13 protein-coding genes are annotated in these 12,189 nt (G+C 56.0%); 6 read left to right on the forward strand and 7 right to left on the reverse strand.

The genetic code is table 11. The features are described from left to right. Nucleotides 1-7 precede the first annotated feature (7 nt). Nucleotides 8-1,018, forward strand: coding sequence for a class II fructose-bisphosphatase (glpX, locus tag UTM25_RS11830; protein WP_045355537.1), 1,011 nt, complete (start codon nt 8-10; stop codon nt 1,016-1,018). Nucleotides 1,019-1,114: 96 nt separating this feature from the next. After that, the gene (gene fpr, locus UTM25_RS11835; protein ID WP_194401811.1) at nt 1,115-1,861 is read left to right on the forward strand and encodes a ferredoxin--NADP(+) reductase; all 747 of its coding nucleotides are present in this window, start codon (nt 1,115-1,117) and stop codon (nt 1,859-1,861) included. Here fpr and UTM25_RS11840 read toward each other — a convergent pair whose 3' ends face one another. Beyond that, nucleotides 1,862-2,281 (reverse strand): DUF805 domain-containing protein, encoded by a 420-nt coding sequence (locus tag UTM25_RS11840; RefSeq protein ID WP_194401810.1) that lies wholly within the window; start codon nt 2,279-2,281, stop codon nt 1,862-1,864. 112 nt (nt 2,282-2,393) lie between these two features. On the opposite strand from UTM25_RS11840, the gene UTM25_RS11845 reads away from it, so the two are divergent. Beyond that, on the forward strand, nt 2,394-2,990 hold the full coding sequence (locus UTM25_RS11845) for a DUF1454 family protein (protein WP_194401809.1): 597 nt from the start codon (nt 2,394-2,396) through the stop codon (nt 2,988-2,990). 111 nt (nt 2,991-3,101) lie between these two features. Continuing rightward, nucleotides 3,102-3,869, forward strand: a complete 768-nt coding sequence (gene tpiA, locus UTM25_RS11850; protein ID WP_014172206.1) for a triose-phosphate isomerase — start codon at nt 3,102-3,104, stop codon at nt 3,867-3,869. Between the two features lie 47 nt (nt 3,870-3,916). Here the strand turns inward: tpiA and UTM25_RS11855 are convergent, their stop codons facing one another. The 6 genes from UTM25_RS11855 to cpxP all read right to left on the reverse strand — a co-directional run bounded on the left by UTM25_RS11855 (nt 3,917) and on the right by cpxP (nt 9,959). After that, on the reverse strand, nt 3,917-5,221 hold the full coding sequence (locus tag UTM25_RS11855) for an SLC13 family permease (RefSeq protein WP_194401808.1): 1,305 nt from the start codon (nt 5,219-5,221) through the stop codon (nt 3,917-3,919). 73 nt (nt 5,222-5,294) lie between these two features. Continuing rightward, nucleotides 5,295-6,038, reverse strand: coding sequence for a CDP-diacylglycerol diphosphatase (locus tag UTM25_RS11860; RefSeq protein ID WP_194401807.1), 744 nt, complete (start codon nt 6,036-6,038; stop codon nt 5,295-5,297). A gap of 107 nt (nt 6,039-6,145) precedes the next feature. Beyond that, a complete protein-coding gene (locus UTM25_RS11865) occupies nt 6,146-7,135 on the reverse strand; it encodes a sulfate ABC transporter substrate-binding protein (RefSeq protein ID WP_023309695.1) in 990 nt (329 codons plus the stop codon). A 134-nt stretch (nt 7,136-7,269) separates the two neighbouring features. Further along, nucleotides 7,270-8,232, reverse strand: a complete 963-nt coding sequence (pfkA, locus tag UTM25_RS11870; RefSeq protein ID WP_023309696.1) for a 6-phosphofructokinase — start codon at nt 8,230-8,232, stop codon at nt 7,270-7,272. Nucleotides 8,233-8,406: 174 nt separating this feature from the next. Next, nucleotides 8,407-9,300: a CDF family cation-efflux transporter FieF gene (gene fieF / locus UTM25_RS11875; RefSeq protein WP_194401806.1), complete on the reverse strand. Its 894-nt coding sequence runs from the start codon at nt 9,298-9,300 to the stop codon at nt 8,407-8,409. 152 nt (nt 9,301-9,452) lie between these two features. Next, entirely contained in the window at nt 9,453-9,959 is a 507-nt protein-coding gene (gene cpxP, locus UTM25_RS11880) for a cell-envelope stress modulator CpxP (RefSeq protein WP_032662714.1), read from the reverse strand. A 150-nt stretch (nt 9,960-10,109) separates the two neighbouring features. Here cpxP and cpxR point away from each other — a divergent pair, with 150 nt between their 5' ends. Next, entirely contained in the window at nt 10,110-10,808 is a 699-nt protein-coding gene (gene cpxR / locus UTM25_RS11885; RefSeq protein ID WP_194401805.1) for an envelope stress response regulator transcription factor CpxR, read from the forward strand. After that, nucleotides 10,805-12,178, forward strand: a complete 1,374-nt coding sequence (cpxA, locus tag UTM25_RS11890; protein ID WP_023309731.1) for an envelope stress sensor histidine kinase CpxA — start codon at nt 10,805-10,807, stop codon at nt 12,176-12,178. The genes cpxR and cpxA overlap by 4 nt, the downstream gene beginning before the upstream one ends. The last annotated feature ends 11 nt before the right edge of the window (nt 12,179-12,189 follow it).

Raw genomic sequence — 12,189 nt, forward strand, 5'->3', positions numbered from 1 at the left:
GTACCTCATGAAACGTGAACTTGCTATCGAGTTTTCCCGCGTCACCGAAGCGGCCGCCCTTGCAGGCTATAAATGGCTGGGCCGTGGCGACAAAAATACCGCAGACGGCGCTGCCGTCCATGCCATGCGCATAGTACTTAACCAGGTCAACATTGACGGCACCATCGTGATCGGCGAAGGCGAGATCGACGAAGCGCCGATGCTCTATATCGGTGAAAAAGTCGGTACCGGCAAAGGCGATGCCGTGGATATCGCCGTCGACCCGATCGAAGGCACCCGCATGACGGCGATGGGTCAGGCCAATGCGTTAGCGGTGCTGGCCGTCGGCGATAAGGGCTGCTTCCTGAACGCGCCGGACATGTACATGGAAAAGCTGATTGTCGGTCCAGGCGCGAAAGGCGCAATCGACCTTAGCCTGCCGCTGGAAGAGAACCTGCAAAACATCGCCAAAGCCCTGGGCAAACCCCTTAGCGAACTCACCGTCACCATTCTGGCGAAACCGCGCCACGACGCCACTATTGCGCAGATGCAAAAGCTCGGCGTGCGCGTGTTTGCTATCCCTGACGGCGACGTTGCCGCCTCGATCCTGACCTGCATGCCGGACAGCGAAGTCGACGTGCTGTACGGCATCGGCGGCGCGCCGGAAGGTGTGGTCTCTGCGGCGGTGATCCGCGCGCTGGATGGCGATATGCAGGCCCGTCTGCTGCCCCGCCATGAAGTGAAAGGCGACAGTGAAGAGAACCGCCGTATCGGGGAAAACGAGCTGGCGCGCTGCGAAGCGATGGGCATTGAGGCCAATAAAGTGCTGGCTCTGGACGAGATGGCGCGTAGCGATAACGTTGTCTTCTCGGCGACCGGCATCACCAAAGGCGATCTGCTGGACGGCATCACCCGCAAGGGCAATATGGCCACCACTGAAACCCTGCTGATCCGCGGTAAATCACGCACCATTCGCCGCATTCAGTCAATCCACTATCTCGACCGCAAAGACCCGGACGTGCAGACGCACATTCTGTAAAACCGTTTGATCGATAGAGCTTTCCGGCCCTAACGGGCTGGAAATTATCACCACAAGTACGGAAGATAGAACTGAGAAATAGCACAGGAGAAGATCATGGCGGACTGGGTAACAGGTAAAGTCACAAAGGTACAGTTCTGGACCGATGCGCTATTTAGTCTCACCGTACATGCTCCCGTTCACCCGTTTAAAGCCGGGCAATTTGCGAAGCTGGGGCTGGACGTCGACGGCGAGCGCGTGCAGCGCGCCTACTCTTACGTTAACGCGCCTGATAACCCGGATCTTGAGTTCTATCTGGTCACCGTTCCTGACGGTAAGCTCAGCCCGCGCCTTGCCGCCCTGAAGCCCGGCGACGAAGTGCAAATTGTGAGTGAAGCGGCAGGCTTCTTTGTGCTCGAAGAGATCCCCGACTGCAACACGCTCTGGATGCTGGCAACCGGTACGGCCATCGGCCCTTATCTCTCTATTTTGCAGTACGGCAAAGATCTGGAGCGCTTTAAAAACATCGTGCTGGTGCACGCTGCGCGCTACGCCGCAGACCTGAGCTATTTGCCGCAGATGCAGGCGCTTGAACAGCAGTACGGCGGGAAGTTAAAGATTCAGACGGTGGTCAGCCGTGAAACCGTAGCAGGAGCGCTTACCGGCCGCGTGCCGGCGCTAATTGAGAGTGGAGCCCTGGAAGACGCGGTGGGTTTGCCGCTGAACGCTGAAACCAGCCACGTCATGCTGTGCGGCAACCCGCAGATGGTGCGTGACACGCAGCAGCTTCTGAAGGATACCCGGCAGATGACGAAACATCTTCGCCGCCGACCGGGCCATATGACCGCCGAACACTACTGGTGATCAGCGGTATTTCACCTCAACGGTGTCTTTACCGTATTTGTTTTCGCTCTGGGTGCCAATAAACGCGCCCAGATCGACAATCATCATCACGAAGATGGCCGTCGGCAGCAGCCTGCCCACGACCCACGGCAGGATGGACGGCAGCATCGCCCAGTTTCCCGCCACCAGCATCCACGCCAGAATAATCAGAAATGCCCACGCGCCGGAACGTCCGCGATCGTGCAGCCGTTTTACGACAACCGCCGCCGTTGGCCATAGCAGACAGACCAGCGCGAAGGCCGCCGTTTGCGTGCTCAGCCAGGCGTTGTAAGCAACGAAAAACAGAAGCAGCATGGCGACAACCCACGTCACCATCCAGATCCAGAAATCACGGCGTCCAATACGCCCTTTGAATGAAAACAGCCACTGCTGTATGGTCATGTAAGGTTCCTTATTATCGTATAGCGCGCATTTTACCCTGGAGTTGTGACCTTTTGACAAGCCGAGCAGATATCGTTTTAATCATGAGCACTTACGGCCAGGGGCAATGTTGATGAAAAGTTCGGCACGTTCTCTTTTCCTGTGTTTAGCGCTGCTCAGCGCGGGTTATCCCCTGCACGCCGCCGAAACCACAGCCCCGACCACAGCACCGTATCTTTTGGCGGGCGCGCCGTCGTTCGATCAGTCCATCAGCCAGTTTCGTGAAACCTTCAATCAGACCAACCCCTCGCTGCCGCTGGATGAGTTTCGCGCCATTGATGGCTCACGCGATACCCCCACACTGACCCGTGCGGCAAGCAAGATTAACGAGAATTTGTATGCTTCCACGGCGCTGGAGCGCGGTACGTTAAAAATTAAAAGCATGCAGATCACCTGGCTGCCGATACAGGGGCCAGAGCAGAAAGCCGCTAAGGCGAAAGCGCTGGAGTACATGAGCGCGGTATTGCAGGCCTTTACCCCTGCGCTGACGAAAAAACAAAGCCAGCAAAAGCTGCAAAAACTCCTTACCGCCGGGAAAAACAAGCGTTACTACGCTGAGACCGAAGGCGCGATCCGCTATGTTGTGGCGGACAACGGCGAAAAAGGACTGACCTTCGCTATTGAACCGATTAAGCTGGCACTATCTGACACCCTCGGCGCGGCGAATTAATGACAAAAAGCAAAGCCTTTCGAGGGAAAATCTCTATACTGATTCACAGACCATGCTGCCCGACAGGGTGGCCATATTCCTTAATTCGCTTATTTAGCGTGGAGAATTGAAATGCGACATCCTTTAGTGATGGGTAACTGGAAACTGAACGGCAGCCGCCACATGGTAAACGAACTGGTTGCGAACCTGCGTAAAGAGCTGGCTGGCGTGACGGGTTGCGCGGTTGCTATCGCTCCGCCGGATATGTACCTGGATCTGGCTAAACACGCCGCTGACGGCAGCCACATCATTCTGGGCGCGCAGAACGTTGACGTTAACCTGTCTGGCGCGTTCACCGGTGAAACCTCCGCTGAAATGCTGAAAGATATCGGCGCAAAATACATCATCATCGGCCACTCCGAGCGTCGCACCTATCACAAAGAATCCGATGAGTTCATCGCGAAGAAATTCGCCGTGCTGAAAGAGCAGGGCCTGATCCCGGTTTTGTGCATCGGTGAAACCGAAGCGGAAAACGAAGCGGGCAAAACCGAAGAAGTGTGCGCACGTCAGATCGACGCAGTGCTGAAAACCCAGGGCGCGGCAGCGTTCGAAGGCGCGGTTATCGCATACGAGCCAGTCTGGGCGATCGGTACCGGCAAATCTGCAACCCCTGCCCAGGCTCAGGCGGTTCACAAATTCATTCGTGACCACATTGCTAAAGCCGACGCGAAGGTCGCTGAGCAAGTGATTATCCAGTACGGCGGTTCCGTAAACGCTTCCAACGCTGCTGAGCTGTTCACCCAGCCAGACATCGATGGCGCGCTGGTTGGCGGTGCATCCCTGAAAGCTGACGCTTTCGCGGTGATCGTTAAGGCAGCAGAAGCGGCTAAACAGGCGTAATTGCCTTTGTGGCGGGTGGTGCTTGCGCTTACCCGCCCTACAAAACCCTACAACTTGCCTAACACGCTAAACCACACATAATCCAGCGGCAGCAACACCAGATAGGTTGCAATCGCCAGCGCCAGACAGAGCACCATCCCCGCCTTCGCAGGCACCTTCCCTAAGCCCATCGCCACGACAATCGGTGACGCCTGATACGGCAGCAGCGGCGTGGAATAGCCCAGCACCTGAATCATGATCACCGACAGCAGCGGGAAACCGGTCGCGTCCGAGAAGTTCTGCGCCAGCGTGGTGTAAAGCGCCGGCACGCCGTTGGCGGTCATAATGAAGTTGAGCGCCGTGGTAATACCGGTCAGCGCCAGGAAGCTGGTGAACGGTCTGTCTGCATCCAGCGGCATAATGCGAAGCAACGCCTCGCCCGCGGTCGTTCCGATACCGGTTTGCGTCACGACGATCGCAAGCCCAAGAATCCCCGCGACGTAAATACAGGTACGCATGTTCACGCCCGCTGAAAATTCTTCCCCGGTGATAAAGCCAACGCGCGGCAGCATGACGATGATCGACGCCGCCAGCCCCGTCCACGCGGGCCCCACGCCGTGCCAGCTCTCCGTGACCCACATCCCCAGCACCACCGCCAGCAGCCAGGCAAGACGCTTTTCATCCCGCCCCATAGGCTCTGACGGCGCCTGTTCCTTCGGCGGTTTTGGGCTGCCGGGAAATAGCCAGCAGATGAGGCCAATCAGGATCAGGCCTTTGAGAATACCGAGCACCGGCGTGTGCAGCAGCAGATACGGGACATAGTTCAGATGGATGCCGTACGAGCCTTCCGCCGCACCGCTCATCACCAGGTTAGGGACGTTAGCAGGCAGGATCGTCGCCGAAAGCTGGAAAGTCCCGAAGCCCACCGCCAGCGCCAGCCCGAACCAGGCGCGGGAGCCGTCGGCGATACCGGCGCGTTTTGCCATCGCCGCGACAATCGGCATCAGCAGCGCAATACGTCCCATGTTCGACGGCATCACAAACGCCAGCGCGTAGCTCAGCAGCACCACGCTCGCTACCATCAACACCCAGGAGTCGGTGAGCTTTGCCGACAGCGCCCGGGCGGCCCTGTCCGCCAGTCCGGTTTTACGGATCGCCACGCCAAGCACAAAGCCGCTGAATACCAGCCAGAAAGCAGACGAGGCAAAACCGCCGAAGATGACCTCCGGCGGGGCGATTCTGGCGGTCATCGCCGCCGTGAAGAACAGCAGCGCGGTGATAAATTCCGGCAATAGCGACGTCGCCCACAGCACGATGGTGACGCCAACAATCAGTGAGGGCAGCAGCAGAGGATACGTTAACCAGAGCGACATACCTGTCTCCTGTAGAATTTTTCAGCAAGTCTACGGTGACAGGCAGCCCGAGTAAACGCGATTTATGGTGGGGTTACTTCAGGATAGCGCATTGATGATCCTGTAGTTCCTCCGCAGACGCGCGGTTAAGCGTGAGCAGGTTACGCTCGGTCGCCAGCAAAACAAAAGAGCCATCCGACTGCTGCGCCATTGCCAGCGCGAAACGCCCCATATGGTCGCGCGCTTCCGGCAACTCTTCCGCCAGCATCATAAACGGGCTGCGCTGGACCAGTTCATTCTCCGTCACGCGGCGAGCAAGATACTCATGTCCTTCCAGCCCCCCCGGAAGAGGCAGCCACTGGGTGCTGATTTCTCCCTGTGCCGCGTTTAGCTTCTCGCGCACGTCCGGGCGCAGGCAGGAGATATGAATATGAAAATAGTTCTGCGTGCGGCCAGTCGGCGAGTTAATCGTCAGCGAAATGGCGCTGTCAGGCACCTCGGATCCACGCTTCAGGGTCATAAAGCTGCGCGACTGCCACGCCAGCCAGAAAAAGTTCGGCGTATGAGCGTCGGTCAGCAGCGGGCTCTCGGTACCGTTGATGCGATATGTTGGCATCAGCAGGTATTGCAGCGGCCCGTTGCGATCTTTAAATACCACATAGCCTGCATCCGTTTTCACCTGCGCACAGGGTGCCGGGTTACGGTTCTGGATCTGATTTGGCACACACTGGTCGAGAACGATATGGCGCAACGCATTCGGATTACCCGCCTTCATCCAGTACACGCCGCCAGCGGCAAGGGCGATGACAATGAGGAGCAATAAGATAATTTTTTTCACAACGCGTTCCCTGTTTTCAATAGAGGCAAAAGAGTAACGCAAAATGATGACCAAATAAAAAACCCGGCGGATTTCTCACGCCGGGTCACCGTATCACAGGCTACTGGTTAGCGCTGGCTAATTTGGTCGAAAGTGCCACCGTTGGAGAAGTGCTCTTTCTGCGCTTTCGTCCAGCCGCCGAACACATCGTCAATAGTGAATAGCTTCAGTTTTGGGAACTCCCCTTCGTATTTCTTGGCGACCGCCGCATCGCGTGGGCGATAGAAGTTTTTCGCCGCAATTTCCTGGCCTTCTGGCGAGTACAGATACTTCAGGTAGGCTTCCGCCACCGCTTTGGTATCTTTCTTCTCAACCACTTTATCGACCACGGAAACGGTCGGCTCAGCCAGAATCGATTCGCTCGGGGTCACGATCTCGAACTTGTCTTTACCCAGCTCGTGGGTCGCCAGCAGAGCTTCGTTTTCCCAGGCAATCAGCACGTCGCCAATCCCGCGCTCGACGAAGGTGTTAGTGGCGCCACGTGCGCCGGAGTCCAGCACCTCGACGTTTTTATACAGCGCTTTCACGAATTCCTGCGCTTTGGCCTGGTCGCCATTGTTGTGATGCAGCGCATAACCCCAGGCGCCCAGGTAGTTCCAGCGAGCGCCGCCAGAGCTTTTCGGGTTCGGAGTAATCACAGAAACGCCCGGTTTGATCAGATCGTTCCAGTCTTTAATTTGTTTCGGGTTTCCTTTACGCACCAGGAAGACAATGGTCGAGGTGTAGGGTGCGGAGTTATCAGGCAGGCGTTTGATCCAGTTTTTGTCGATACGGCCGCGCTCGGCTATCGCATCGACGTCGTAGGCCAGCGCCAGGGTCACCACGTCGGCTTCAATACCGTTAATCACAGACGTCGCCTGCTTGCCGGAACCGCCATGCGACTGGCGAACCACCACGTTATCGCCGGTTTCCTGCTTCCAGTGTGCGGCAAACGCTTTGTTGTATTGCTCGTACAGTTCACGCGTCGGGTCGTATGACACGTTCAGTAACTGGATATCCTTAGCCAGAACGCTGGTCGATGCCAGCAATAATGTTAAACCCACGCCCCATTTATTCATCGCCCAGCTCTCTTGTGTAGTGTTTTGATGAATGCAGCGTGCCAGAAAGCGATTCGAGGATTAAAGAATAAAAAAAGATTGGCTATAACGTAGTGGAATAAAAGCCCTCTCCGCAACGGAGAGGGCTTGAGGGATCAGTACAGTTTTTTCGCGCAGTCCAGCCAGTCACCTTTGAACGGACGCTTCATGTTTTCAATCGCGTCGATGATGTCATGGTGAACCAGTTTTTCGTTCTGAATACCGACGCAGCGGCCGCCGTGACCCTGCAGCAGCAGATCGATAGCGTACGCGCCCATGCGGGACGCCAGAATACGGTCGTAAGGGCCAGGGGAACCGCCACGCTGGATGTGACCCAGCACGGTCGCGCGGGTTTCGCGCTTGGTTTCGGCTTCGATGTACTTCGCCAGCTCGTCAACGTCACAGATATGCTCGGTGATAGCCACGATCGCGTGTTTTTTACCTTTCGCGATGCCCGCTTTAATCTCAGCTACCAAATCTTCACGACTAAATTCGACTTCTGGCACGACGATAAATTCGCAACCGCCCGCAATGGCTGCCGCCAGCGTCAGATCGCCACAGTAACGGCCCATCACTTCAACGATAGAGATACGCTGGTGAGAAGACGAGGTATCACGCAGACGGTCAATCGCTTCAACAACGGTACCCAGTGCAGTAAAGAAGCCGATAGTGTAGTCAGTACCTTTGATGTCGTTGTCGATGGTGCCCGGCAGACCGATGCACGGGAAGCCCATTTCGGTCAGACGTTTTGCGCCCATATAGGAGCCGTCACCACCAATAACCACCAGGGCATCCAGGCCGCGTTTCTTCATGTTTTCGATAGCCACTTCGCGCACGTGTTCATCACGGAATTCCGGGAAGCGCGCAGAACCGAGGAAAGTACCGCCACGGTTGATCATGTCAGACACGCTGTAACGGTCGAGCTGAACCATACGATCTTCATACAGGCCCAGATAACCGTCATAAACGCCAAAAACTTCCAGGCCTTCCGTCAGCGCTGCACGGACAACACCACGAATTGCCGCGTTCATGCCCGGCGCATCACCGCCGCTTGTCAACACACCGATTTTCTTAATCATGACTACCTCTGAACTTAGGAATGCAAAATTGAAATCTGTTGCCGGAAGAAACTTATCGACCAACGAATACTGCAGATAGTATATCAATCCCTTCCAGCTGAATTGATTCAGGTCAGACCAAATGGCGGTAATTTATACACAAAATGCTGGCCTGGCTCACTTTTTTACAACGAATTACGAAAGCCCAACGTGACCGGGTACAACCGAGCAGGGATCCTGGTGAATGATGACGTCTGAACCAGGAAAACGCTGCAAAATCGCCTGCTCGACCTGGTCAGCAATAACGTGAGCCTGTACCAGTGGCAGGTTGTCTTCCATTTCAATATGAATCTGAATAAAGCGGGTCGGCCCTGACTGCCGCGTTCGAAGATCGTGTGCACCTCTGACGCCGGGCCAGGCGGTCACGATAGAAAAAATTTCATTACGTTCTGAGTCCGGGAGGGCGCGGTCAAGCAGTGATTGCACCGCTTCATACCCCATCCGCAGGGCGCTATATAAAATATAGATACCAATTCCTAACGCAAACAATGCATCTGCCCGATGCCAGCCATACCAGGCCAGACCGAGCGCAATAAGAATAGCCCCATTCATCATAACATCAGATTGATAATGAAGCATATCCGCCCGTACAGCCTGGCTTTGCGTTTTGCGCACGACCCAGCGCTGGAACGTTACCAGAACAAGTGTGCATATAAGCGCAACGATCGTCACAACTACGCCCACGCTGGGATCGTTCATCGGTGTCGGCGAAACGAGATGCTGGATGCCGGTTAAAAACAGGAACAGCGCAGAGCCGGAAATGAACATACTTTGCGCCAGCGCGGCCAGCGACTCCGCTTTGCCGTGTCCAAATGTGTGCTCTTCATCCGCTGGCTGCAGCGAGTAACGCACCACCAGCAGGTTGGTCAACGAGGCGGCAATGTCCATCAGCGAGTCCACCAGCGCCGCCAGAATACTGACCGAGCCGGTGTACCACCAGGCAAAGATTTTAATCAGTAACAGGCTGGAGGCCATGACGGTCGCCGCAATGGCGGCCCGGCTTACCAGTCTTCCATAGGATTGATTCATAAACGCTCCTGTCATGTCATGCCGCTAGTATAACGGAAGCATGGGGAGTCTAAGGATGAATAAACGGTTAACAGCGCGGATGCGGGGCAAAAAAAACCCCCACATCATGTGGGGGAAGACAGGGATGGTGTCTATGGCAAGGAAAACAGGGTTTACTGGTTACTACGGGTACTGCTATTGCTACTGAAAAACGTCGTTTCTGAGCTTCGCTGCATCCGTGCAACCTCACGCAGCTGGTCCATTCGCTGCTGATGTCTGGCATTCAAAACCGCTTGCTGCTCGGGCGTTAGCAGATGGAACATCTGGTTGCGGACCTTCGCCATCTCTACCTGGCGGGCAACCTGTTCCTGTGCCATTTTTTCGGCCTGAGCGCGTACAGCGCTTTCGTCAAAATTTTCTGCGGTGACAAGGCGATGCATTGTCTCCATTTCGCTAACATTAACAGGGGGCTGGTCGTGTCGTGCCCTCTGCATCAGATCTCGCATCTGTTGACGCTGATGTTCGGTTAAACTTATGCCGTCAAACATATGGCTTTGGCTGCTGTTCTGCGTTGCGCCCTCTTGTAAGGGACTGTTATCGCTGATGATAGCTTCAGCAGCCTGGCTAAACGCACTGAACGCCAGCGTTGAGGCCATGACGGCAGCGGTAACTTTGCGCATCACTTGCTCCCAAAATCTTTCGTGTCGCGATTCAACGAGAGACAGTCTACGATTCAGGCTGCAAACATGCGTCAGGGGGTGTAAAACAACGTAAAGTCATGGATTAGACAGCCTTGATGTCGTAATTTCTGCCTCGGAGGTATTTAAACAATGAATAAAATCCTGTTAGTTGATGATGACCGAGAGCTCACATCCCTTTTAAAGGAGCTGCTCGACATGGAAGGTTTCAACGTCCTGGTTGCCTATGATGGCGAGCAGGCGCTGAGTCTCCTTGACGACAGCATCGATTTACTTTTGCTTGACGTGATGATGCCGAAGAAAAACGGTATTGATACGTTGAAAGAGCTTCGCCAGACACACCAGACTCCCGTAATCATGCTGACCGCACGCGGCAGCGAACTTGACCGCGTACTCGGCCTTGAGCTGGGCGCGGATGACTATTTACCCAAGCCGTTTAACGACCGTGAACTGGTTGCCCGCATTCGCGCTATCCTGCGTCGTTCCCACTGGAGCGAGCAGCAGCAAAATACCGACAACAGCTCACCCACCCTTGAAGTCGATTCCCTGAGCCTGAACCCGGGCCGTCAGGAAGCAAGCTTTGATGGCCAGACGCTGGAACTGACCGGCACGGAGTTCACCCTGCTGTATCTGCTGGCGCAGCACCTCGGCCAGGTGGTTTCGCGTGAACATCTAAGCCAGGAAGTGCTGGGCAAACGCCTCACCCCGTTTGACCGCGCCATCGACATGCACATCTCTAACCTGCGCCGTAAGCTGCCGGAGCGTAAAGACGGTCACCCATGGTTTAAAACCCTGCGTGGTCGCGGTTATCTGATGGTTTCTGCTTCATGATAGGAAGCTTAACCGCCCGCATCTTCGCCATCTTCTGGCTGACGCTGGCACTGGTTTTAATGCTCGTACTGATGTTGCCAAAACTCGACTCACGCCAGATGACGGAGCTTCTCGACAGCGAGCAACGTCAGGGCGTGATGATCGAGCAGCACGTGGAAGCCGAGCTGGCAAACGATCCGCCGAACGATTTAATGTGGTGGCGCAGGCTGTTTCGCGCTATCGACAAGTGGGCGCCGCCCGGACAACGCCTGCTGCTGGTGACCAGCGAAGGCCGCGTGATTGGGGCCGATCGCAATGAAATGCAGATTATCCGCAACTTCATTGGCCAGGCGGATAATGCCGATCATCCCCAGAAGAAGAAATATGGCCGCGTAGAGATGGTGGGGCCTTTCTCCGTCAGAGACGGAGAGGATAATTATCAGCTCTACCTGATCCGTCCTGCGAGCAACTCTCAGTCTGATTTTATCAACCTGCTGTTTGACCGCCCTCTCCTGCTGCTGATTGTCACCATGCTGGTCAGCTCGCCGCTGCTGTTATGGCTGGCGTGGAGCCTGGCAAAACCGGCGCGTAAGCTGAAGAATGCCGCCGATGAAGTGGCACAGGGTAACCTGCGACAGCACCCTGAACTGGAAGCAGGTCCGCAGGAGTTCCTTGCCGCCGGAACCAGTTTTAACCAGATGGTTAGCGCGCTCGACCGCATGATGACCGCTCAGCAACGTCTGCTGTCGGATATTTCGCACGAGCTGCGTACCCCGCTTACGCGCTTGCAGCTTGGCACTGCGCTGCTGCGCCGCCGCAGCGGTGAGAGCAAAGAGCTCGAGCGTATTGAAACAGAAGCGCACCGCCTGGACAGCATGATCAACGACCTGCTGGTCATGTCGCGCAATCAGCAGAAAAACGCGCTGGTCAGCGAAACGGTGAAAGCGAATCACCTCTGGCACGAGGTGCTGGACAACGCGGCGTTCGAAGCGGAACAGATGGGTAAATCCTTCACCGTCAACTTCCCGCCGGGCCCGTGGCCGCTGTACGGTAACCCCAACACGCTGGAAAGCGCGCTGGAGAACATCGTTCGTAACGCCCTGCGCTACTCGCATACGAAGATTGAGGTGGCGTTCTCGGTGGATAAAGACGGGATCACCGTCATTGTCGATGACGACGGCCCTGGCGTGAGCCCGGAAGACCGCGAGCAGATTTTCCGTCCGTTCTATCGTACCGATGAGGCGCGCGACCGGGAATCGGGCGGCACGGGACTGGGTCTGGCGATTGTTGAAACCGCCATGCAGCAGCACCGCGGCTGGGTGAAAGCCGACGACAGCCCGCTGGGTGGACTACGGTTAACGCTGTGGCTACCGCTGTATAAGCGTTCGTAGCTGTTAGTGCC

The sequence above is a fragment of the Enterobacter sp. 61D5 genome, from assembly GCF_034107965.1.
Classification (GTDB): Bacteria; Pseudomonadota; Gammaproteobacteria; order Enterobacterales; family Enterobacteriaceae; genus Enterobacter; species Enterobacter cloacae_M.

What these genes read in the sequence shown, in the direction of transcription:
- glpX (WP_045355537.1), top strand. Translation starts at nt 8, where the DNA reads ATGAAACGTGAACTTGCTATCGAGTTTTCCCGCGTCACCGAAGCGGCC.
- fpr (WP_194401811.1), top strand. Translation starts at nt 1,115, where the DNA reads ATGGCGGACTGGGTAACAGGTAAAGTCACAAAGGTACAGTTCTGGACC.
- UTM25_RS11840 (WP_194401810.1), bottom strand. Translation starts at nt 2,281, where the DNA reads ATGACCATACAGCAGTGGCTGTTTTCATTCAAAGGGCGTATTGGACGC.
- UTM25_RS11845 (WP_194401809.1), top strand. Translation starts at nt 2,394, where the DNA reads ATGAAAAGTTCGGCACGTTCTCTTTTCCTGTGTTTAGCGCTGCTCAGC.
- tpiA (WP_014172206.1), top strand. Translation starts at nt 3,102, where the DNA reads ATGCGACATCCTTTAGTGATGGGTAACTGGAAACTGAACGGCAGCCGC.
- UTM25_RS11855 (WP_194401808.1), bottom strand. Translation starts at nt 5,221, where the DNA reads ATGTCGCTCTGGTTAACGTATCCTCTGCTGCTGCCCTCACTGATTGTT.
- UTM25_RS11865 (WP_023309695.1), bottom strand. Translation starts at nt 7,135, where the DNA reads ATGAATAAATGGGGCGTGGGTTTAACATTATTGCTGGCATCGACCAGC.
- pfkA (WP_023309696.1), bottom strand. Translation starts at nt 8,232, where the DNA reads ATGATTAAGAAAATCGGTGTGTTGACAAGCGGCGGTGATGCGCCGGGC.
- fieF (WP_194401806.1), bottom strand. Translation starts at nt 9,300, where the DNA reads ATGAATCAATCCTATGGAAGACTGGTAAGCCGGGCCGCCATTGCGGCG.
- cpxP (WP_032662714.1), bottom strand. Translation starts at nt 9,959, where the DNA reads ATGCGCAAAGTTACCGCTGCCGTCATGGCCTCAACGCTGGCGTTCAGT.
- cpxR (WP_194401805.1), top strand. Translation starts at nt 10,110, where the DNA reads ATGAATAAAATCCTGTTAGTTGATGATGACCGAGAGCTCACATCCCTT.
- cpxA (WP_023309731.1), top strand. Translation starts at nt 10,805, where the DNA reads ATGATAGGAAGCTTAACCGCCCGCATCTTCGCCATCTTCTGGCTGACG.